The 21980-nt window shown below is 29.3% G+C and carries 19 protein-coding genes; 8 read left to right on the top strand and 11 right to left on the bottom strand.

The genetic code is table 11. The annotated features are described in order from the left end of the window. Positions 1 to 879 carry a tRNA (adenosine(37)-N6)-dimethylallyltransferase MiaA gene (gene miaA, locus CPIN18021_RS04730; RefSeq protein ID WP_078424536.1) on the bottom strand — a complete coding sequence of 293 codons (879 nt, stop codon included), beginning with the start codon at positions 877 to 879 and terminating at the stop codon, positions 1 to 3. A gap of 102 nt (positions 880 to 981) precedes the next feature. On the opposite strand from miaA, the gene mqnP reads away from it, so the two are divergent. From mqnP to CPIN18021_RS04715, 3 genes are read left to right on the top strand one after another with little or no spacing between them, the layout of a single operon-like run. Further along, positions 982 to 1851 (top strand): menaquinone biosynthesis prenyltransferase MqnP, encoded by an 870-nt coding sequence (mqnP, locus tag CPIN18021_RS04725; RefSeq protein ID WP_078424535.1) that lies wholly within the window; start codon positions 982 to 984, stop codon positions 1849 to 1851. Further along, positions 1848 to 2363, top strand: coding sequence for a hypothetical protein (locus CPIN18021_RS04720; protein WP_078423376.1), 516 nt, complete (start codon positions 1848 to 1850; stop codon positions 2361 to 2363). The genes mqnP and CPIN18021_RS04720 overlap by 4 nt, the downstream gene beginning before the upstream one ends. A gap of 13 nt (positions 2364 to 2376) precedes the next feature. After that, positions 2377 to 2886, top strand: a complete 510-nt coding sequence (locus tag CPIN18021_RS04715) for a DUF6115 domain-containing protein (protein ID WP_078423375.1) — start codon at positions 2377 to 2379, stop codon at positions 2884 to 2886. Between the two features lie 19 nt (positions 2887 to 2905). Here CPIN18021_RS04715 and CPIN18021_RS04710 read toward each other — a convergent pair whose 3' ends face one another. From CPIN18021_RS04710 to groES, 3 genes are all read right to left on the bottom strand, one after another. After that, complete coding sequence (locus CPIN18021_RS04710) at positions 2906 to 4291, bottom strand: phosphomannomutase/phosphoglucomutase (protein ID WP_078424534.1); 1386 nt, start codon at positions 4289 to 4291, stop codon at positions 2906 to 2908. A 190-nt stretch (positions 4292 to 4481) separates the two neighbouring features. Next, positions 4482 to 6125 carry a chaperonin GroEL gene (gene groL, locus CPIN18021_RS04705; RefSeq protein WP_078424533.1) on the bottom strand — a complete coding sequence of 548 codons (1644 nt, stop codon included), beginning with the start codon at positions 6123 to 6125 and terminating at the stop codon, positions 4482 to 4484. 15 nt (positions 6126 to 6140) lie between these two features. Further along, positions 6141 to 6401 carry a co-chaperone GroES gene (gene groES / locus CPIN18021_RS04700; RefSeq protein WP_069637417.1) on the bottom strand — a complete coding sequence of 87 codons (261 nt, stop codon included), beginning with the start codon at positions 6399 to 6401 and terminating at the stop codon, positions 6141 to 6143. 170 nt (positions 6402 to 6571) lie between these two features. Here groES and CPIN18021_RS04695 point away from each other — a divergent pair, with 170 nt between their 5' ends. Then, a complete protein-coding gene (locus CPIN18021_RS04695; RefSeq protein WP_078424532.1) occupies positions 6572 to 9124 on the top strand; it encodes an AsmA family protein in 2553 nt (850 codons plus the stop codon). Between the two features lie 36 nt (positions 9125 to 9160). On the opposite strand, the gene CPIN18021_RS04690 is transcribed toward CPIN18021_RS04695, so the two are convergent. Continuing rightward, complete coding sequence (locus tag CPIN18021_RS04690; RefSeq protein ID WP_078424531.1) at positions 9161 to 10027, bottom strand: D-amino-acid transaminase; 867 nt, start codon at positions 10025 to 10027, stop codon at positions 9161 to 9163. 81 nt (positions 10028 to 10108) lie between these two features. Here CPIN18021_RS04690 and CPIN18021_RS04685 point away from each other — a divergent pair, with 81 nt between their 5' ends. Beyond that, positions 10109 to 10609, top strand: coding sequence for a hypothetical protein (locus CPIN18021_RS04685; RefSeq protein ID WP_078423370.1), 501 nt, complete (start codon positions 10109 to 10111; stop codon positions 10607 to 10609). 38 nt (positions 10610 to 10647) lie between these two features. Here the strand turns inward: CPIN18021_RS04685 and CPIN18021_RS04680 are convergent, their stop codons facing one another. Beyond that, positions 10648 to 12798, bottom strand: a complete 2151-nt coding sequence (locus CPIN18021_RS04680) for an FtsK/SpoIIIE family DNA translocase (RefSeq protein WP_089503410.1) — start codon at positions 12796 to 12798, stop codon at positions 10648 to 10650. A gap of 124 nt (positions 12799 to 12922) precedes the next feature. Then, positions 12923 to 14761, bottom strand: a complete 1839-nt coding sequence (locus CPIN18021_RS04675) for an autotransporter domain-containing protein (protein WP_078424529.1) — start codon at positions 14759 to 14761, stop codon at positions 12923 to 12925. A gap of 195 nt (positions 14762 to 14956) precedes the next feature. Between CPIN18021_RS04675 and CPIN18021_RS04670 the strand changes: the two genes are divergently transcribed. Genes CPIN18021_RS04670 through lpxD form a run of 3 tightly spaced genes read left to right on the top strand, consistent with a single transcriptional unit; the run spans position 14957 to position 18058 of the window. Beyond that, positions 14957 to 16636, top strand: a complete 1680-nt coding sequence (locus tag CPIN18021_RS04670) for an acetolactate synthase large subunit (protein ID WP_078424528.1) — start codon at positions 14957 to 14959, stop codon at positions 16634 to 16636. An 8-nt stretch (positions 16637 to 16644) separates the two neighbouring features. Continuing rightward, positions 16645 to 17106, top strand: coding sequence for an acetolactate synthase small subunit (ilvN, locus tag CPIN18021_RS04665; RefSeq protein ID WP_078423366.1), 462 nt, complete (start codon positions 16645 to 16647; stop codon positions 17104 to 17106). A gap of 1 nt (position 17107) precedes the next feature. After that, positions 17108 to 18058 (top strand): UDP-3-O-(3-hydroxymyristoyl)glucosamine N-acyltransferase, encoded by a 951-nt coding sequence (lpxD, locus tag CPIN18021_RS04660; protein ID WP_078423365.1) that lies wholly within the window; start codon positions 17108 to 17110, stop codon positions 18056 to 18058. Positions 18059 to 18668: 610 nt separating this feature from the next. On the opposite strand, the gene CPIN18021_RS04655 is transcribed toward lpxD, so the two are convergent. Genes CPIN18021_RS04655 through hypE form a run of 4 tightly spaced genes read right to left on the bottom strand, consistent with a single transcriptional unit; the run spans position 18669 to position 21979 of the window. Then, positions 18669 to 20006, bottom strand: a complete 1338-nt coding sequence (locus CPIN18021_RS04655; protein ID WP_078423364.1) for a cryptochrome/photolyase family protein — start codon at positions 20004 to 20006, stop codon at positions 18669 to 18671. Next, complete coding sequence (locus tag CPIN18021_RS04650; protein WP_078423363.1) at positions 20003 to 20638, bottom strand: DUF1722 domain-containing protein; 636 nt, start codon at positions 20636 to 20638, stop codon at positions 20003 to 20005. Before CPIN18021_RS04650 ends, CPIN18021_RS04655 begins: the two co-directional genes overlap by 4 nt. Before the next feature lie 10 nt (positions 20639 to 20648). Further along, positions 20649 to 20990 (bottom strand): hydrogenase maturation nickel metallochaperone HypA, encoded by a 342-nt coding sequence (gene hypA / locus CPIN18021_RS04645; protein ID WP_069637408.1) that lies wholly within the window; start codon positions 20988 to 20990, stop codon positions 20649 to 20651. After that, the gene (gene hypE / locus CPIN18021_RS04640) at positions 20990 to 21979 is read right to left on the bottom strand and encodes a hydrogenase expression/formation protein HypE (protein ID WP_078424527.1); all 990 of its coding nucleotides are present in this window, start codon (positions 21977 to 21979) and stop codon (positions 20990 to 20992) included. The genes hypA and hypE overlap by 1 nt, the downstream gene beginning before the upstream one ends. Between the last annotated feature and the right edge of the window lies 1 nt (position 21980).

Raw genomic sequence — 21980 nt, 5'->3', positions numbered from 1 at the left:
TTAATTATTGCTTAATTTTTTGCAAACTTTATCTTTTATAAAGTCAAAATTGCCACTTATTCTGTTTAAAAACGCTGAGCGATTAAAAGTCTTTTGTCTTTTTGCGAGTTGAGATGTATGAATGAAAATTAAATTTTCTAATTCATCAATGTTAATTTCGTTATTTAAATACAAGTTGCACTCTTTAAGACCTATTGATTTTAGAGGTTTTAAATCGCTATCAAATTTGTCAAATAGAAATTTTGCTTCATCTATCAGACCATTTTCTATCATCTTTTTTGTTCTTATTTTTATTCTCTGTCTTATATCTTCTCTTTCCCAAAATATTTCAAAAATATCTATATCTTTTATTATTGGTTTAGTTGTGTTTTCTTTTAACCATTTTGTTGGTATGTCATTGCTAAATTTATAAATTTGATACCATTTTTCAAGTCTATATGAGTCGTTTTTGCTAAATTTTTGAACAAAATCAGCATCTATACTTTGAGCAAGTTTATATATTTCATCTTTTGAAATTTCAATATCGCACTTTGGAACATCAGGACTTAGACCATCTAACATTGATTTTAGATAAAATCCACTTCCGCCCGTTATAAGTAGCGGTTTTTGCTCTTTTATACAAAAATCCTTAGCTTTTTTATAAATTTCAAAAAACTTTCCAGCACTAAAATGCTCGTTTGGAAATATCTCGTTTATACCAAAATGTTTTACTAGCTCAAGCTCTTGTTTTGTTGGTTTTGCGCTTGCTATATCTATAAGTTTGTAAACACAAAGTGAGTCAAGGCTTAGGATGACACAATCAAATTTTGTAGCAACTTGAATAGCAAGGTCTGTCTTTCCACTAGCAGTAGTACCTATGATACATATTTGTTTAAACATATACTTCCTTAATAAATTTAAAAAATTATAGCAATATAAATTTAAATTTAAAGCAAAAGATTGTAAAATCAAAATAATAAATTTGTGTTTAAAGAGAGTTTAATGGGTAAATTTATAAAAATATTGCAAGATATAAGTGATTTAATAGTTTTTAAACATTCAGTTTTTTCATTGCCTTTTATTTTTATATCAATGATAGTTGCTTCAAAACAGATAAATGGAACTATAAATTTTGGGTTTAAATTGTTTATTTTAGGCATTTTATGTGCTGTTAGTGCTAGAAATTTTGCAATGGCGTTTAATCGTTATGTAGATAAAGATATAGATAAACAAAACCCACGAACAGCAAATAGACCAAGTGTTGACGGTAGGATAGGTAAAAATAACCTGATGATTTTCATAGTTGCAAATGCTGTTTTATTTATAGTATGTGCCTGTCTTATAAACGATCTTGCATTTAAGCTAAGCATTCCTATTTTAGCTATACTTGGTGGCTACTCTTTGTTTAAAAGATTTAGCGAATTAGCACATTTGGTATTGGGCGTTAGTTTAGGACTTGCTCCGATTGCTGGTGTTGTTGCTGTTATGAACGAGATAACTCTTTGGAGTGTTCTTTTATGTTTGGGTGTTAGCTTTTGGGTTGCTGGGTTTGATCTTTTATATTCGCTTCAAGATATGGAGTTTGATAAGCAAAACGGACTTTTTAGTATACCGTCTATATATGGCGAAAAAGCTACTATGTTTATCTCGGCACTTTTTCACTCTGTAACAATTATATTTTGGTTGCTTTTTTGTTGGAGTGCAGGGCTTGGATGTATTGCATTTTTAGGTGTTATAGCTAGTGCTTTTATCCTTTTTAAAGAACATCAAATAGTAAGGCGTGATTTTTCAAAGATAGATAGGGCATTTTTTACTTTAAATGGTTATCTTGGGATCATGTTTTTTGTGTTTATTTTTGTGAGTTTGATATGAGTGAGATAAGGCTTATTCCTGCTGATTTAACGATAGATTTTGAGCTCGATAAACATAAAAACGAGAGATTTTTTAAGGAATTTACATCCATTACAAACAATGAAGAAGATCAGCTCGGAGCTTGGTTAAAAAGAGCAAAAGCGAGAGGTGAAACAAAAGAAAGTGATCAGGTTTTACTTACTTTACTTGTTGAACTTCACCGTAAATTTGATGAGTTAAGTGCTACTATAAGGCAAGAGAGTAGAGAGTTTTTAAAGCTAAACGATAATGATAAAATATCTGGCATAGGCTTTGAATATTTTTGTATAGAAAATGATAAATTTATAAAAGATGAGTTTTATTATGCAAGGATTGCAATGCCTGTTTTTCCAAAAAGAACTATAGCAATTTATTTTAAATCAATAGATGAAAAAACAGCTCATATTGTAAATATGCATTTAGATGATGAAGAGAGTTGGAATTCTTATGTCACTGCAAGAGAGCGTGTTATGATAAGACAATTAAGAGAATAAAAAAGGGGATTTTGTGGAGTATATATTGTTTATTATTTTTGGTGTTATTTTGATAGTTATGTTAGGGCTTATTATACTAAAAGATTTAGAAGCAAATAGAAAATTTGCAAGATACGAAAAGGCTTTGGAAGGTGTTATACAAGAAAATTTTAATCTAAAAAAACAAATTTCTACACTTTCTAGTGTAAAAGATGGTGAGATAGTTGATCTTGGAGCTTTACAGGATAGCCTTGACAGTAAGATAGAGCTTAGTTTAAATGATAAAATAATGCCAATTTTTAATTCATTAAAAAATATAGAAAGCACAATAGATGAGTTTCAAAACGAACAACAAAGTAGAATTTATAGCTTAGAAGAAAGAACAAGAGACTTTACTAAGATAACATCTCCTGATATACAAAGTGATGAGGATGTTATTGTTAGATTGTTTAATGAAGGTAAAAGTGTTGAAAATATCGCAAAAGATCTGAAGATAGGCGTAGGTAGGGTAGAATTTGTTTTAAAAATGCATAGCTTAGTTTGATGTTAGATAAACAACTACTCTATGGTAGTTGTTTGTTTTTTATTATAGCTTCTAACAATTCAGTTGTTTTTGTTTGTATCTCTTTTAAAAAATTTTCATTTGTTGCTTCAAATCTAGTTACTATTATAGGTGTTGTATTGGAAGCTCTTACTAATGCCCATCCATCTTTAAATTTTATTCTTATTCCGTCTATTTCTATTATGCTTTCTATTTTTGGTAGATTTGTTTGATTGCTTTTTATGCTATTTTTAAAGCTTTCAACTATTTTAAATTTATCCTCTTCGTTTACTTTTATTTTAAGCTCATCAGTGCTAAAAAGAGTAGGTAGTTTGTTTAATTCTTTATCCAAATCAAACCCTTTTTGTAAAAGCTCTATAACTCTCATCATGGCATACAGTGCATCATCAAAACCAAAATATCTCTCTTTAAAAAATATATGTCCACTAACTTCTGCTGCAAGGTCTATATTTAGTTCTTTCATCATTTTTTTGATATTGCTATGGCCAGTTTTTCCCATAAATACTTCGCCTATTTTTGAGATCTCATCATACATACTTTGGGAGCATTTTACCTCTCCTAAGACTCTTGGATTTTTCATATTTAATGTGTATAGATAGGCTAATTCATCACCTTTGATATTGTGTTTATCTGTTATAACAGCTATTCTATCCCCATCCCCATCAAAGGCAAATCCAAGATTGTATTGTTTATTTTCTATCATGCTTAAAAGTTCTTTTATGTTTTCTTTTTCACTTGGATCTGGGTGATGATTTGGAAAATTTCCATCTGGATTTGGATATAAAATTTTTGCATTTAAATTTAGTGCTTTTAGTATCGGCTCAAGTGTAACACCAATAGCTCCATTTCCGCAATCTACCAAAAATGGAAGATTGAAATCTTTTAAGTGAAAAAACTCTTTTATAAAAAAATCTATATAGCGAGTTAAGATATCAAATTTCTTAGGGTTAAAATTATCTTCTATAATCTCTTTGTTTTTTATTATTTCTAGCACATCTTGCTTTAAAATTTGTAAATCTTTTCCAAAATAACTATCTTTTTTTATTGTTATTTTAAAGCCATTGTAATCTTTTGGATTGTGTGAGCCTGTTATCATTATATTTGCATCAAAAAAACCAGCATAAACACTAAAATATCCAACCGGAGTAGGTGCCAAGCCTATATCAAAAACTTCAATTTCACCAGCTTTGTTTATACCACTTAACAAAAACTTAAATAAATTATCAGCACTAAGTCTTGCATCGTATCCTATGCTAAGGTTTTTTACACCTAATTTTTTCATTTTTATACCAAGTGCATAGCCTATTGCTTTTACGCTTGTCTCGTTTAAATCTTTTTCGTAAATGCCTCTTATGTCATATTCTCTAAAAATATTTTCTAAATTCATAAAAATCCTATTTAAAATTATTTCGGATGCAATATTACTATAATGTGTTTAAAATTAGAATTAATGTTATGTTTTGTATATACAAGTATTTGCAAGTAGGTTTTTTGTGTTCAATGTTTAGTATCTAAGTAACCAAGATAAGCAAAGCCTATCTTGGTTTTAAAGAGTGTTTTTTGGTTTTGATGTTTTATTACATCATTCCGCCCATGCCACCCATGCCACCCATTCCGCCCATATCAGGCATTGCTGGCATTGGTTTATCTTCTTTGATTTCACTTATTGTTGCTTCTGTCGTAAGAAGTAAGCTAGCTACTGAAACCGCATTTTGAAGAGCAACTCTCTCAACCTTAACAGGGTCTATAATACCGGCCTCAAACATATCAACATATTCACCTGTTACAGCATTAAATCCGTGATTATCTTTTTCGCTAGTCTCTACACCATTTACAACAACACCAGCATCAAAACCAGCATTTTCTGCTATTTGTTTAAGTGGTGCACGAAGAGCTCTTCTTACTATTTCAGCGCCTATTGCTTCATCGCCGTTAAGGTCTAGTTTTACTTTTTTAGATGCAAGTATTAGTGCAGAACCACCACCTATAACTATACCTTCTTCAACAGCTGCACGAGTTGCGCTTAAAGCATCGTCTACACGGTCTTTTTTCTCTTTCATTTCTGTTTCAGTTGCTGCACCAACCTTAATAACAGCAACGCCACCGCTTAATTTTGCTAAACGCTCTTGTAATTTTTCTCTATCGTAATCGCTTGTAGTTTCTGCTATTTGAGCTTTTATTTGGTTGATACGAGCATCTATATTTGCTTTATCTCCATCACCGTTTACTATGGTTGTGTTATCTTTATCTATTATAACACTAGAAGCTTGACCAAGGTCGTTTAATGTAGCGCTCTCCAATGTTCTTCCAAGTTCTTCACTAACAACTTCACCACCTGTAAGTATAGCTATATCTTCAAGCATAGCCTTTCTTCTATCGCCAAAACCAGGAGCTTTAACAGCTGATATATTTAAAACACCACGAAGTTTATTTACAACTAAAGTTGCTAGCGCTTCTCCTTCTATATCTTCTGCTATTATTAAAAGTGGCTTACCTGTTTTTTGAATTTGTTCAAGTATTGGTAATAAATCTTTTAAATTTGTTATTTTTTTATCAAAAAGCAAGATATAAGGACTATTTAATTCAACTTGCATTTTTTCTGTATTGTTTATAAAGTAAGGGCTTAAATAACCACGGTCAAATTGCATACCCTCAACTACATTTAATTCATCTTGAATTGATTTTGCTTCTTCAACTGTTATAACACCATCTTTTCCAACTTTTTCCATAGCATCAGCTATAAGTTTTCCTATGCTTTCATCTGAATTTGCAGAAATAGTTGCTATTTGAGCTATCTCTTTGCTTCCAGTTACAGTTTTTGATATCTTCTTAAGCTCTTCAACCAAAGCTGCTACTTCTTTATCCATACCGCGTTTTACTTCAATCGGGTTTGCTCCGGCTGTAACGTTTCTTAAGCCTTCTTTAAAAATAGCATGTGCTAAGACAGTTGCAGTTGTAGTTCCATCTCCAGCTTGATCATTTGTCTTGCTGGCAACTTCACGAACCAAGTTTGCACCCATGTTTTCAATGCTATCTTTTAATTCAACTTCTTTTGCAACACTAACGCCATCTTTTGTTATTGTTGGAGCACCAAAGCTTTTTTGTATCAAAACATTTCTTCCGCGTGGTCCCATTGTAACTTTTACAGCATCATTTAACTTTTTAACACCTTCATAAAGTCTGTTTCTTGCATCATCTGAGTAAAAAATTTCTTTTGCCATTTGTTTTTCCTTTTATTATTTAATTATTCCTAAAACATCATCAAGGTTTAATACTAAATATGTTTTACTATCAAGAGTTATTTCAGTACCACTATATTTAGCAAATACAATATTATCCTCAACCTTTATATTTTCAATTTCATTACCGATTGCCAAAACTTTTCCATTTAAAGGTTTTTCTTTTGCATTATCAGGTATAATAATACCAGAAGCTGTGGTTTTTGTTTCTTCCACACGCTCAACTAGAACGCGTTTTCCTAATGGTTGAAAATTCATAATTCATCCTTTTTGGTTTATTTTTTTGTTTTTAGCACTCTTTATTTTTGAGTGATGAAATATTATCATTTTTTTTCGTTAAAGTCAATATTTAACGATAATTTATTAAATATATTTAGTCTATTAGACTAAACTTTAATGATATTAATATATTAAATGAAAGGAGTAGAATGAAAATTCTAGCTTATGTTGCAGGAGTATTGCTTCTGCTGTTTTTAGGTGTTTATACTATAGCTTTTACTGGATTTGGTAATGGAATAGTTTCTAATTATCTTGAAAAAGTTATAAAAGAAAAAAGTGGTTTTGAGGTTAAATTTGCTAAATTTAGTCTTGATATGAGCAACTTGGATATTAAAGCTAATGTAAATGATGAGATTAATTTTAATGCTCACGGTAGCTTATCTATATTTTCTCAAAAATTTGATATAGACTATGCTATTTTAGCGAGTAATTTAAAAAGCGCTAATATAAATCTACAAAAGCCTATATCATTAAAAGGAAAAGCCAAAGGTACTGTTAAGGACTTTGATGTAAATGGTGCTGGTGATTTGCTTGGTTCAAATTTAAGTTTTTTAACAAATATAAAGGATCTTAAACCTTTTACTGCAAAAGTAGATGCTAGAAAACTTAATATAGCTGAGGCTTTAGTGTTAGCAAAACAGCCAGAATATGCAAAAGGATATGTTGATTTAATAGCTGATATCAAAGATGAAAATGGAAATAGAGATGGTAATGCCAAGATAGAAATTTATGATGGTATTGTAAATAATGGCACCGTTTTAAAAGATTTTAACATCACATTGCCTAAGAATTTTTATTTCAAAGGTGCTGTTAATGCTAAGATTAAAAACGATGATGTAAATCTTAAAAGTATATTTATAACCCCTGTTGCGACAGCTGATACCAAAAATACACATTATAATTTGAAAAATCTAAAATTAAGTAGTGATTTTGGTTTTAAAGTAGATGAACTTGCTAATCTTGAGCCTATAATAAAGCAAAAACTAAATGGTAGCTTAAGTGCTGATGGTAACTTGATTTTAGACAACGATAAGTTAGAAACACTAAATGCAAAAATAAATGGCTTTGGTGGAAATATCATTGCAAATCTAAAAGATAATAAAGTAAATGCTACAATAAATCAAATAAAACTCAATGAATTATTAAAACTTGCTTCTAAGCCAGCTTTTGCTAGTGCTACTATAAATGGAAATGCTGTTGTAAATAACATAAATGATGTAAAAAATATAAGTGGTAATTTAATACTAAACACAAAAGATGGAAAATTACATCCTGTTGAGTTAAAACAAATGAGTGGTTTTGATATCAAAAATGGTGTTGATTTTAGACTTGATTCAAAGGCAGATATAAAAGATTCTGTTGTTAATTTTGATGCAAATTTATTTAGTGATCTTTTGAGTTTAAAAAATGTAAAAGGTGTTTTTGTAATAGATAAAGGCGATATGGATAGTATTTTTAATATTGAAGTTTCTGATTTGGCTAAATTTGAAAAGATAGCTGGTGTTAACCTTAGCGGCAATGTAAATCTTAACGGAAATGTAAAATTAAAAAATATGGCTTTAAACGAGCTTAATGTAAACGGAAAAGCTATTGGTGGAGATGTCAATGCTGTGCTTAAAGATGGTAAGTTTAATGCTAAACTTGCAAAACTAGCACTTAGGGATTTATTTCCATTTGCCGGTATGAAACCTTTAGCTGATGCAGCTTTAAATTTAGAAGCAAAATTTGATTCTATAGATGTTAAAAATTTAAACGGTAATGTTGTTTTTACAGCTGAAAATGGTAGCTTTATGCAAAAAAATATGAGTGAGTTTTTAGATAAAAAATTCCCATCAAATGCTAAATTTAGCTCAAAGGCAAATATAGATATTTCAAAAAGCATAGCTAAATTTAATGCAAATGTGCTTAGTGACTTTGTAAATGCAAAAGATATAAATGGAAATTTTGATATAAATAATAATACTTTAGACTCAAGCTTAAAAATCAATATATCTGATTTGAGAAATCTTAAATTTTTAACAGAAAAAGAGCTATTTGGCGCTATAGATGTTATTGTTAGTGCTAAAATGAAAAACAGCCAAATGGATATAACAGCAACATCTGATATATTTGATGGAAAATTAGATGCTAAGTTTAAAGACAATTTATTAAATGCTGATTTAAATAAGTTTGCCTTTAAAGGTCTTACGGATATGCTTGGCATGGATAATTTTTATAATGGAGTAGGTGATGCCAAGTTTGATTATAATGTATTATCTCAAAAGGGTAATTTTCATCTTGATATAAACGAAGGTAAATTGGTTGCCAATAACTTTACAAACACATTAAAAACATTTACAGCTAGAGATATAACAACAGAAGTTTATAAAGATGGTTATGTAAAAGGAACTATAAACAAAGGCCTAGTAAATTTTGATATGGATTTAGAAGCTCAAAGAAGCAGTATAAAATCAAAAGATGCCACATTAAACACAATAACAGATGCCATCAATATACCTGTTGAGTTTAGATATGAAAAAACAGATGCCAAGATAGATATAAAAGGTACCAGTAAACAACCTAAATACTCAATTAGCTCTGATTATCTAAAAGAAAAAGCTTTAAAAGGTCTAGATAAACTAATTGATAAAAACCTAGGTAATGATGGTAAAGATGGTGGAACAAAAGATGTTGTAAAAGATCTTATAAAAGGATTTTTTTAATTAAAATAATAAGATGAGATTTTTTCTCATCTTATTTTATTTGTTTGATTCTTTTATTAATTTTTCAGCGTATAGCTCTCTTAATTTTTTAGAATATTCTCCTATTTTTGAATTATTTATCTTTATATTATCAACTTTTATGGCTGGAAGTAGTATTAGGGTAGCAGCGGATATGAAAACTTCATCGGCACTATATACTTCATTTAGTGTAAAATTTCTAAGCTCTATTTTAAGTCCAATTTTTTCAGCAAGTTCAAGCAAAACTTTTCTTCTTATGCCTGGAAGTATTTCATTTGATAAGGCTTTTGTTATTAATGTGCTATTTTTTATTATAAATACACTTGAACTACAGCCCTCGCTAACAAACCCATTTTCTATCATTATGCCTTCAAATGCTCCATCTTGAACTGCTTTGTTTTTTGCATAACATTGCGCAAGTAGTGAAATGGATTTTATATCTCTTCTTTTCCATCTTATATCATCAACACTTGCGAGTGTTATGCCTGTTTTTGCATATTTGTGATTTATGATATTAGTTTTATAACAAAATACAAATACAGTTGGTTGTAAATCTTTGATAAACTCAAAACTTCTAGGGGCTACACCTCTTGTTATTTGCATATAAATGCCACCTTCATTAAGGTTATTTTTTTCTATTATATTTGTTAGTATTTTTTCAAATTCTTCTTTTGTGTATGGCAATTTTATATCTATCTCGCCTAGGCTCTTGTTAAATCTTTCCCAAAAATCATCTTTGTCAACTAAGTGAAAATTTATTACTGGTACAACTTCATATACCCCATCTCCAAATATAAAACCCCTGTCAAAAACACTAACTTTTGCTTCATTTGAGTTTTTGTATTCGCCATTTATAAACACTATTTCTTCCGGTAAGTTATCCATTATTAATTCCTTTTTTTAGTAATTTTATCAAATTTTTTTGATATAATCTAAAAAATAAATAAAAAAAGTAAGTTGATAAAAATGAAACAAAATTTAAAAGAAAAGATATTAGACAAAATTTTTATAGTCTCAAAAAAACCTGTTTTGCTTCGTGATTTACTTGAAGCAAATAGCCTATATAAAGATAATATGCTCATAGATGATTCTAAGTTAAATTTTAGATTTAACTACTTAAAAACATATCAAGTTTATGGGGGCTTATGTGCTGTTATTTTTCTTCCTATATTGCTCGTTACTCATCATTCTTTGGCTAAGCTTGATTCTCATATCTCCATAATAGGAACAGCTATAGTTACAGCTATGATATTTATAGGGTTTGATGTGTTTAAAATTTGGGCTAGGAAAGAGATAAATATAGAGCTTATAAAAAAGGCTTGGAATGTTCATTTTCCATATTTTTCTTATGAAAAATACTCAGACAAAGTTGATTTTATTTATCAAGAAGCTATAAAAAATAATATTTCAAAAAAAGAGCTTGAGGAGTATATCCTAGAAAGATTAGTCAATACAGCTGAAAAATAAAAAACTAATAGCCACTTTTAGGGCTATTAGTTGTTATATTATAAAATTTCCCTTTGTCCTTTAGAATTTACACTGCTTAAAATACCCATTTTTTCCATTTGTTCTATTATATTTGCTGATCTATTATATCCAACGCCAAGTCTTCTTTGAAGGTAGCTTATAGATGTTTTTTGTTCTGTTAAAATTATCTCTTTTGCTGACTCGAAAAGTGGGTCAAGTTCGCCTGCTACAACACCATCATTAGCTTGAGTATCACTAGAATTAGAACCACTTTCTTGTAAGAATCTTTCATCATACATAACGCTTTGTTGAGATTTTAAAAACTCTACGATAGTCTCTATCTCTTTTTCACTTGTAAAAGGTGCATGAAGACGAATGATACCAGGACTTCCTGGTGGTGTAAAAAGCATATCTCCGCGACCAAGTAAGCTTTCTGCTCCCATTTGATCAATAATAACCTTACTATCTATTTTTTGACCAACTCTATAGCTTATACGACTTGGTAAGTTTGCCTTTATAAGACCTGTTACAACATCAACACTAGGTCTTTGTGTTGCCACTATTAGATGTATTCCGCTAGCTCTCGCCATCTGAGCCAAACGACCTATATAAAGCTCCACATCTTTACCACTTGTCATCATTAAGTCCGCCAATTCATCTATAATAACAACGATATATGGAAATTGTTCACCGCCTTCTTTTTTCATCTTTTCGTTATAACTTTCAATATTTTTGGTGCGTGTATGACTCATTACTGTATATCTTCTTTCCATTTCTGCTACCATATTTGAAAGTGCTGTTATAGCCTGTTTTGCTTGAGTTATAACAGGCGTTAATAAATGCGGAATATCATTGTATATACTAAACTCAAGCATTTTTGGATCTATCATCATAAGTCTTAAAGTTTGTGGGCTATTTCTATAAAGTAGACTTAAAAGCATAGCATTTATACCAACACTTTTTCCGCTTCCTGTGGTTCCCGCTATAAGTAGGTGTGGAAGTTTCTTAAGATCGGTTATAAAAGGAGCACCTACTATATCTTTTCCTAAAGCCATAGTTAGGGGTGAGCTTGCATTTTTATAAATTTCGCTATCTAAAATCTCTTTTAGATATATTGTTTCTGTATTTTTGTTTGGAACCTCTATGCCAACTACATCTTTTCCTGGCACAGGTGCTTGTATTCTGATAGTTTGAGCCTTTAAAGCCATAGCTAAATCATCTTGTAATGTTAAAATTTTACTTACTTTGATATGAGGGGCTGGTTTAAACTCAAATGTAGTCACTATAGGTCCTGTGTAAGTTCTAACGACATCCCCATCTATCTTAAATTTGTGAAGTTTATCTAGTAAATCAGATATTTTTTGATCTATTTCAGCTTCGTTTACACCACTTGATCTTTTTGGTGAATCGGCTAGAAATTTTAAAGATGGAAGAGTAAAATCTTTTGGTTTTTCTATCTTTCCTTTTTCAAGTTCATCTAGTAATTTTTTATTTTCAACAACCTCACTAAGTATCTCAACTTTTGAGTTTTTTGTATCTTGTTTTTGGGTTTTTTGTATCTCTTCTTGGGTTTTTTCTTGATTTATATTTGTTTTGTCTTCTTTTTTATTTTCTTTTGTTTCTTCTATATGTTCTGTTTCAACTATGTCATCATCTTGTATTATTTGAGTATCTATAATATCATCTTTTATTTTTGTTTTTGACTTATTGTTGTCTTTATATTCTAACTCTTTGTGATATTTTTGACTCTTAAATACATTTTTTGTAGGATCTATAAAAGATTTTTTAATAAGAACTAATATATTATCTCTAAAAATAAGTGCCAAAGACATTATAAATATACCAATGGTGATTATAAAAGAGCCAATTTTTCCTATAAAGCTTCTTAATGTGTCGTTTATAGCACTTCCAATAAGACCTGAGTTTGCACCACTAAATCCCATAGCTTGAAACATCAATATAGCAAAAAAGAATAATATTAATCCAAAAGTAAATTCCAAAAACTCAATGTCTATTTTTTTAATTTTATAAAATTTAAAACTAACTATACAAATTAATATAAACGGATAAACATAAGATACTAAACCAAAAAGCTTTAAGTTCCATTTTCCTAAATTTTTACCAACTATACCCACAAAATCAGCTGTTGGGAAAAACGTGGAAAGACCAAAATAAACTAAAAAACATATAGATAAAATAAAAAATCCTTGACGTAAAATAATATATCCTTTTTTTGAATTTATACTTTATATTATATCACGCAAGGAATAAAAAAATTATAATACAAATAATAATTATAAATAAAAAATATAATTAGAATTTATATCTTAAGCCAGCGCCTCCGATATAATTTTTTAAATTTTTATTAATTTTTGTTCCAAAATTAATATTTAATGAAAATGATTCATTAAGGTCTATATCCGCTCCACTTAATAGCTCAAAATTAACTCTTTTTTTTGCATCAGATTTTATTAAAATATTATCATTTATACCTGCATAGTTTAATTTTATATCTTTAAATTTATTGTAAATTTCTTTTGAAATACTAGGTTTTAAATATAAAAATCCTCTGCTGTTATAATATCTAATTTCTGTTCCTAATTTTGCTCTGAGTGTAGAATATGTTTGTGATCCATATTTAAATGCTAATAAACCGTTTTCAACAAAAGCTTTATTTTGAGTATTGATATAAGAAAATCCCAAAAATGGTTTAATATATAAACTATCATATGCTTTTAAAGCATAGCCATAGTCAATGTTTGCGCTTATAGAGCTTGAATCAAAATTTCCATTTTTGTTCACGTTTGTTCCACTTAAATTCAGCATTGTTGACAATTCATTTTTGGATTTTGTTAATGACATATCTAAATTTAATTCATTCTGGCTATTTGTATAGTTAAGATATGTTCCAAAACTATAGTTTTTAGAATTCAAATATGTTTCTTTTGTATTAAAATTTGCTCTTGTATAAGATGTATAAAATCCATATATAAAATCATCTATTTTTGTATCAATTCCAAGTGTAATGATATTTTGTTTTTGATAGCTGTCTGAAAAATTAGAATATGATTTTATAGCATTTGCCCATAAGTTAGATGTTTTTTCTTGATAATCTTTAATCAAATTTGCTGTTGTACTATCTGCATAGTAATTGCCTTCAATGCTTTTTATTGCCCTTGCTAATTTTAAATCATCATTGTTTAGATATGACAACAAAACTACACGGTTTTGTGTAAGTAATGAATTTGAAAAAGAAATGTTTTCATTGAAATTTATTTGTTTAGATATTGTGTTTGCTATATCTTCTGTAGATTTTTTTATATTATTAACTACTTCTTGTCTTTCTTTACTGTCTAATTTGAAAACATCAACAATCTTGCTATCCTTATTCGGTGTTTTTGCTAATCCAGATAGATATTTGTCTGTGCTTATACTATCTTGTTTGATTTGTATATCATTTAATGTGTTTTCTAGTGATTTTACTCCATCATTGCCTTTGTTATCTTTTTCTGTTAAAGCTGAGGCTGTGCTTGATTGTTCTATAAAAGTTTCTAAATTTTTGAAAATTTCTAATTGCTCTTTGCTGGCATTAGTTTTTGCAATTTTTATTTTTTCTTTTATTTCTTCTGCTATTTCTTTTCTATTTTTTATTTTTTCTTCTAAAATTTCTTTTTGAGTATTGGCTTGTTCGCTTTTTTGGGTTGTAGATTGAGCTTGTTCTTTTAGAGTATTTTTTGCACTTTCATTTTTTAGGTTTTTATCTTTTTCTACTACTTGGGTAGCATAATCAGCCGCTAACTTAGAAAATTGAATTGCATAATTTGCATAATAAGCAATGTCCGCTGGATCCTTAGCTTCAAATGTTGCTGTAGCAGCTTTATTTGCTGTGCTTGCATTTTTGATAGCATTTTTATAAGCTAGTGTTTCTATATCAGCATCGCTTGCTATAAGTGCTTCTATTGTGTTTTTGGCACTAGTTGAAGCCTCGAACACCAAAGTTAAAGCCTTTTTTACTTCATCTCTCTCATCTTTTACTTTTTGTTTTAAAATAAGAGTAGAGTCCAAAATATCATTTATACCTTCCCCTGTATTAGCATACAAATTAGCAGCTAGAACACAGCTTATCGTTAAAGTTAATAATTTGGTTTTCATGTTTCCCCTTTACATGTAAAATTATAGTTTTGTTGTAGTTTTTATACTATCATACTTAATTTTAACAATAAATAAAAGTATATAATTTAGATTTAAATTATATACTTTTATTAAATAAATTAAAAAATATTATCGAAAAACTTTTAAAATAAAACATATAAAGATATAATAATGCAAATTTTTTAAAGGGTTATAATGAGAGAGTTAAATGGTTCTCAAATGATAAGCGAAGCTTTAAAAGCTGAAGGTGTTGAGATTGTTTTTGGTTATCCTGGTGGTGCAGCATTAAATATATATGATGAAACATATAAGCAGAAATATTTTAAGCATATTTTGACTCGCCACGAACAAGCCGCAGTTCATGCAGCAGATGGATATGCTAGAGCATCCGGTAAAGTTGGTGTCGCTTTTGTTACAAGTGGACCTGGTTTTACAAACGCCATAACAGGACTTGCTACTGCATATTCTGACAGTATTCCACTGGTGCTTATTAGCGGTCAAGTTGCAACCTCTCTCATTGGAACTGATGCATTTCAAGAAATAGATGCTGTTGGGATTTCTCGCCCCTGTGTTAAGCATAATTATTTGGTTAAAGACATAAGTGAACTTCCTGGGATACTAAAAGAGGCATTTTATATAGCAAAAACAGGTAGAAAAGGACCTGTGCATATAGATATACCAAAGGATGTAACTGCAGCCATTGGAAAATTTGAATATCCGGAAGAGATAAGTATGCCAACCTATAAACCTGTTTACAAAGGACATCCAAAACAGATAAAAAAAGCGGTTGAGATTATACAAAACTCGCATAAACCTTTGATGTATATAGGTGGTGGCGCGATTAGCTCAGAAGCTAGTGAAGCTATAAGAAAATTTTCTATAAAGACAGGAATTCCTGCTGTTCAAACCCTTATGGCACTTGGGACTTTGGATTCGGATGATGAGTTAAATTTAGGAATGCCTGGTATGCATGGAAGCTACGCTTCAAATATGGCGCTTAGTGAAAGTGATTTAATTATTGCTTTTGGTGCTAGATTTGATGATAGGGTTACTGGAAAGCTTGATGAGTTTGGAAAGAATGCAAAAATTATCCATGTTGATATAGATCCTAGCTCTATCTCAAAGATAGTAAATGCTGATTTTCCAATTGTCGGCGATCTTAAAAACGTTGTAGAAGAGTTGCTTAACAAAATCAACATACCAAATGATCAATTTAAGTCTTGGCATGAGATTTTAACTAGATATAAAACTTTACAACCTTTGAAGTTTAAAGATAGCGATGAAGTTTTAAAGCCTCAATGGGTTATACAAAAAACAGCACAAATTGCTTCAAATGCTGTTATTACAACAGATGTTGGACAACATCAAATGTGGGTCGCTCAATTTTTCCCTTTTAAATACCCAAGACAATTTATAACTAGTGGAGGGCAGGGGACTATGGGGTTTGGTCTTCCATCGGCTTTAGGTGCAAAATGTGCAGTTAATAATAAAGCCCCGGTTATAAACTTTACAGGCGATGGCTCTATTTTGATGAATATACAAGAGATTATGACATCAGTTGCGGAAAACAAGCCAGTTGTAAATATTATACTAAACAATAACTTTTTAGGAATGGTAAGACAATGGCAAAGCTTTTTTTACGGTGAAAGATATTCAAACACAGACTTGAGCATACAACCTGATTTTGTAAAGCTATCTGAGAGTTTTGGCGGTATAGGTTTTAGGGTAACAAACAAGAAAGAATTTGAAGAAGCATTAAAAGAGTCTTTAAATAGTGATAAAATATCTTTTATAGATGTAGCAATAGATCGTTTTGAGAATGTTTTACCTATGGTTCCAGCAGGTGCCGCGATCTATAATATGATACTTGAATAAGGAAAAATATGAGAAGAGCTATATCAGTTATTGTTTTAAATGAACATGGTGTATTGTCTAGAATTTCTGGACTTTTTGCGGGTAGGGGATATAACATAGATAGCTTAACTGTCGCCCCTGTTCCTGATAGTAATTTTTCAAGACTTAGTATTATTACAAGTGGTGATGAAAAAGTTTTAGAGCAAATTGTTAAACAACTCCATAAACTTATTCCTACATACAAAGTTATAGAAAATTCAAAATTTATAGAAAAGGAGATGGCATTGGTAAAAATTCCTTTAAGTGAAAATTATGCTGGGCTTGATGCTATATTAAAAGGATATAATGGAAGCGTAGCTAATACTAATGAAAACCATATTATAGTAATGGTAACAGATGATACGAGTAGGGTGGATAATTTTTTAATGGCAATAAAAAAGTTTAATCCAGTTGATATAGTCCGTGGCGGATCAGTTTTGATGGATTTTTGATATGAAGTTAAGTCAAATAGCTAATAAACTGGGATTAAAATTTAGAGGTGATGATTTTGAAGTAGTTGCTTTAAATTCATTATTAAATGCCAATAAAAATGAACTTACTTACTGTGATGGTGAAAAAAATTCGCAATTTATAAGCAAGTCAAATGCCGGCGCTATACTTATTACTGAAAAATTTATAGATTTAGTTCCTGAGCGAATGTCTATAATTATTTGCGAAAATCCGCATTTGGCTTTTGCTATTTTGAGTGAGGATTATGCAAAACCTCTTTTTATAGATAAAAAAGAGAGTCATATTGATGTTAGTGCGAAGATAATGCCAAATGTCTATATCGGACAAGGTGTAAGTGTTGGTAAAAATAGTATTGTTATGCATGGAGCTTTTTTGGGAGACAATGTATCTATTGGCGATAACTGTATAATACATCCAAATGTTGTTGTTTATAATGATTGCAAAATAGGAAACAATTGTCATTTAAATGCTAATTGTGTTATTGGTTCTGATGGTTTTGGATATGCTCATACAAAAACTGGAGAGCATATAAAAATTTATCACAATGGAAATGTAGTTCTTGAGGACAATGTTGAAATAGGTGCTTGCACTACCATAGATAGAGGTGTTTTCGAATCAACAATAGTTAAAAAATTTACAAAAATAGATAATTTGGTTCAAATAGGACACAACTGTGAGCTTGGTCAAGGTTGTTTGATAGTATCACAAGTTGGTTTAGCTGGATCTACAAAACTTGGTAGAAATGTTGTTATGGGTGGTCAAAGTGGAACAGCTGGACATTTAAATGTTGGTGATTTTGCTCAGATTGCAGCAAGAGGAGGAGTTAGTAAAAGTCTAGAGTCAAACAAAAAATATGCCGGACATCCTATAATGGAAATAAACGAATATTTTAAACTACAAGCAAAGATAATAAGATTTTTTAAAAAACAATAACTTATTCATTTTGTTAGCAAATTTATATATTTAACTTTTGCTAACAAATTCAACTTTTTATTTATTTAAATTTACATATTCCTTTCTTTTTATAACCCCTAGTTTTTTGATTTTTTATTCTTCATTTAAATATCAAAAGTTTTTCACAAAATAGGGTAGTGCTACTTAAACCAATTAAAATATAAAAAAATTATAATGTTTTATAATTATATTATTTTTTTAATATATTTTCTTAGATTATAGCGAGTATATAAAATTGCAAAAATAATAAAAATATTTTATGTAAAATATGTAAGTATTTTATTTGTATAAAAATACAAAATATTTAATGGATAAATTTATTTCATTCAAAATGTAAAGTCATAAAATGGCGTATTTTATGATATTTGGTAGCATAAAAGTAGGATTGAAATAATATTTATATATTAGTTTGAAAATTATAGTTTTCAATACAAAATATATAAAATAGCTTGTATTTTACTTTTTATCGTATATTTTTACTTATTTTTTAATTTAAGAAAATATATGTTTATAGAACATTAATTTTTATTTTTTATTATTCTAATGCTTGCTAAATTGAATAAAAATTAATTGAATAAAAATTATTTGATTAATTTTTAGCTTTTTTGAAATTTTGTATTGCTTGTCTTCTAGAGTTTGTTATATCAACTATACTTTTAGGATATTTTATAAATATATCTTCCAAAAGACCATTTTCTATATGCAGTAGCTTTGGATTAACATCTCTTAGCTCAGGTATAACTTTTTTTATAAATATCGCGTCGGGATCAAATTTTTTTGATTGAGAATATGGGTTAAAAACTCTAAAATATGGATTAGCATCGGTGCCTGTACTAGCACTCCATTGCCACGAACCTATATTTGAGCTAGCCTCATAATCCAGGAGCTTTAAAGCAAAATACTTCTCACCTTTTTTCCAGTCAATAAAAAGATTTTTAGTTAAAAAAGATGCCGTTATCATTCTTAATCTATTATGCATTGTTCCTGTGTTGTTTAAATGTCTCATTGCGGCATCTACTATAGGAACACCTGTTTCTCCCCTGCACCATTTTTCAAAATGTTCTTTATTGTCGCTCCAGTTTATCTTAATATCTTGAAAGTTTTGTGTTTGACTGCTTGGAAAATGAAACAATATATAGTTATAAAATTCTCTCCAAAACAACTCTCTTATAAAAGATTCGCTGTTTAAGTTTTGTTCGGATTTTAAATAATTAAAAACCTCTTTTGGTGAAATTAGCCCAAATCTTAGATGAACTGATATTTTAGATGTGTCATCCATATAAAAATAATCCCTAGCTTTGTCATATTTTTCTATTTTTTCTTTAAAAGTATTTAGCAGTTCAGCAGGTTTTTTTTCTAAAAAATCAGGAAGTTTTTGCTCTATAAAGCCCATCATTTCAAGACTTGGTATAAAGCTATAATCAAAATCTATTTTGTTAAGTTTATTTTTTAATTCAAAAGTGCTTATTTTGCTTGAAGAAGTTATTGGATCCAAAGATTTATAAAAAGGTGTAAAAACTTTATATGGTGTTTGATCTTTTTTTAAATGCTCATTTGGATTAAGTATAAAAGAGTCCAAATATCTATTTAATGGCAGTATTTTTTCTATCTCTTTATCCCTGCTTATGGAGTATGAATCAAAGTCAACAGAGCATAAAATTTCATCAAATCCATATTTTTTCAACTTTGTAAAAACACTTTTAGGATTATCGTAAAAAATAGCCAAATCAAGCCCTATTTTTTTAAGGTTCGTTTTTAAATTTAGAACAGATTTATATATAAAAGTTACTCTTTTATCATCATTTGGAAGTTTTTCTAAAATATTTTTATCAAAAATAAATATAGGCAAAACATCTTTGTTTGCATTGGCTAAAATAGCATTATCTGTTACCCTTAAATCTCTTCTAAACCAAAGAATTTGTTTCAATACAAATCCTTATTATATAAATAAAATTCTAATTTTTTTGGATATGGATTTAATATTTTTTGATTTTCTAGATATTTTATGTCAAATTTTTTTATGTACAAAACTAGAACTTCTAATACTGATTTTAATGAGACCAAACCTTGTTTAAACATATTTAGCAATTTTAATATTTTTTGTTTTTCATCTTTTGTTATGTAGTTTTTAAAATATCCATACATATGAAGAAATATATTGTATGTCTTTGCAATACTTTCTTTAAGGCTTATGGCATCTAAGAATATAATTTTATACTCATCTAAAACCTTGCACAAGCTTTTTTTGCTACGGTTGGCTACAATATTTCCAAGTTGTTTATAGTGTTTATGAGATTTTGAGTAAATTAAATATTTGTATGATGCATGAAACTCAATCAAGCTTTTAAACGATGGCTTTGTTTGTAAAAATTCAAATATATCTTTATATGCAAAAATTTGCATTAAAAAATATTGTTGAAACCATACATACCTGGCATTCTCTTTTTCGTGAAAATCATAGCATTTTTCTTTTGTGTTTTTAGTAAAAATTCCAACTCTATTTTTTTTGATGTATATTTTTATTTTTTCCAATTCATGTTGTTTATACAATCTAATCATTTTCCTATTTTCAAATCATTTCAAGTTTCATCAAATACATATCTTCACCATCTATAACTTCAAGGTCTTGAGAGTTACATTTAGGGCATAAAAATTCATTTTTGCTAAGTTCTGATTGATTTCCACACTCTTTACACTTTACAATTATCTCTTGCACGTTTATTATTAGTTTTGCATTTTCACATATTGTCTCTGCCTGACATACGCTAAATGCACTTTCTAGATAGTGCGGCTCTATTCCACTCAAACGCCCTATTTTGATCTCTATTTTGGTGACCTCTTTTGCATTATTTTTTACTGCATTCTCTTCACAGAGTTTAAGTAAAGATTGCGCTATGCTAAGTTCGTGCATTAACAAATCCTTGGCAATAATTCGCCCCTAGGAGCATCTAAAAATCTTCTTGATTTATATATATTTTCTATCATAACTCTTGAGTTTTTATCTTCCAAAATTTCACCTATTTCATTTGCATTTTTATCAAATTTTTGTAAAATTTCTAATGCTTTTTTGCTATCTTTTTCTTCTACAGCCAATACAAAAGTACCTTCATTTGCAAGTTCATAAGGCTCAAAACCAAATAGTTCACATATGCCAAGAACACCATCACTAACTTTGATATTTTCTTCAAAAATTAATATATCGTGCTTGCAAGCACTACTCCATTCATTTAAAACAGCACTAAGTCCACCACGAGTAGCATCTCTCATACATAGTGGTTTTATGCCTGAGCTCAAAAGATCCATGACTACATTTTTTAAACTTTTGCAATCGCTTTGAATATCGCTTTCAAGCTCAAATTCTTCCCTGTTTGCAAGTATTACACCACCATGTCTTCCTATATCGCCACTTATTAGTATTTTGGCATTAGACTTAAGACTTTTTATATTTATATTTGGAGATATTATACGCCCTATTCCGGATGTATTGATAAAAATTTTATCACATTTTCCTTTTGGGACAACCTTTGTATCTCCACATACTACTTTTACATTTGATTCTTTACAAGTTTTAGCAAGAGATACAAGAACTTTTTTAAGTTCATCTACACTAAAACCCTCTTCTAATATCAAAGAACAGCTTAGAAATTTAGCTTCAGCTCCAACCATAGATAGATCATTTATAGTTCCGCAAGCCGCGATTTTACCTATATCACCACCATTAAAAAAAATAGGTGTAACAACAAAGCTATCAGTACTAAAAGCTATATCTCCTGATATGTTTAATATAGCACTATCGTTTGCTTCTTTTAGCGTTTCGTTGTCAAAAATTTCAAATATAATGTCATTTATTAGTGAGTTCATTTCAACACCGCCACCACCATGGCTAAGCATAATATTCATA

Origin of the sequence: Campylobacter pinnipediorum subsp. caledonicus, from assembly GCF_002022005.1 — a bacterium.
GTDB lineage: Bacteria > Campylobacterota > Campylobacteria > Campylobacterales > Campylobacteraceae > Campylobacter_A > Campylobacter_A caledonicus.
This window is presented reverse-complemented; position numbering and strand designations above follow the sequence as displayed.

Coding starts and splice junctions, on each gene's coding strand:
- miaA (WP_078424536.1), bottom strand. CDS start 879: ATGTTTAAACAAATATGTATCATAGGTACTACTGCTAGTGGAAAGACA.
- mqnP (WP_078424535.1), top strand. CDS start 982: ATGGGTAAATTTATAAAAATATTGCAAGATATAAGTGATTTAATAGTT.
- CPIN18021_RS04720 (WP_078423376.1), top strand. CDS start 1,848: ATGAGTGAGATAAGGCTTATTCCTGCTGATTTAACGATAGATTTTGAG.
- CPIN18021_RS04710 (WP_078424534.1), bottom strand. CDS start 4,291: ATGAATTTAGAAAATATTTTTAGAGAATATGACATAAGAGGCATTTAC.
- groL (WP_078424533.1), bottom strand. CDS start 6,125: ATGGCAAAAGAAATTTTTTACTCAGATGATGCAAGAAACAGACTTTAT.
- groES (WP_069637417.1), bottom strand. CDS start 6,401: ATGAATTTTCAACCATTAGGAAAACGCGTTCTAGTTGAGCGTGTGGAA.
- CPIN18021_RS04695 (WP_078424532.1), top strand. CDS start 6,572: ATGAAAATTCTAGCTTATGTTGCAGGAGTATTGCTTCTGCTGTTTTTA.
- CPIN18021_RS04690 (WP_078424531.1), bottom strand. CDS start 10,027: ATGGATAACTTACCGGAAGAAATAGTGTTTATAAATGGCGAATACAAA.
- CPIN18021_RS04685 (WP_078423370.1), top strand. CDS start 10,109: ATGAAACAAAATTTAAAAGAAAAGATATTAGACAAAATTTTTATAGTC.
- CPIN18021_RS04675 (WP_078424529.1), bottom strand. CDS start 14,761: ATGAAAACCAAATTATTAACTTTAACGATAAGCTGTGTTCTAGCTGCT.
- CPIN18021_RS04670 (WP_078424528.1), top strand. CDS start 14,957: ATGAGAGAGTTAAATGGTTCTCAAATGATAAGCGAAGCTTTAAAAGCT.
- ilvN (WP_078423366.1), top strand. CDS start 16,645: ATGAGAAGAGCTATATCAGTTATTGTTTTAAATGAACATGGTGTATTG.
- lpxD (WP_078423365.1), top strand. CDS start 17,108: ATGAAGTTAAGTCAAATAGCTAATAAACTGGGATTAAAATTTAGAGGT.
- CPIN18021_RS04650 (WP_078423363.1), bottom strand. CDS start 20,638: ATGATTAGATTGTATAAACAACATGAATTGGAAAAAATAAAAATATAC.
- hypA (WP_069637408.1), bottom strand. CDS start 20,990: ATGCACGAACTTAGCATAGCGCAATCTTTACTTAAACTCTGTGAAGAG.
- hypE (WP_078424527.1), bottom strand. CDS start 21,979: ATGAATATTATGCTTAGCCATGGTGGTGGCGGTGTTGAAATGAACTCA.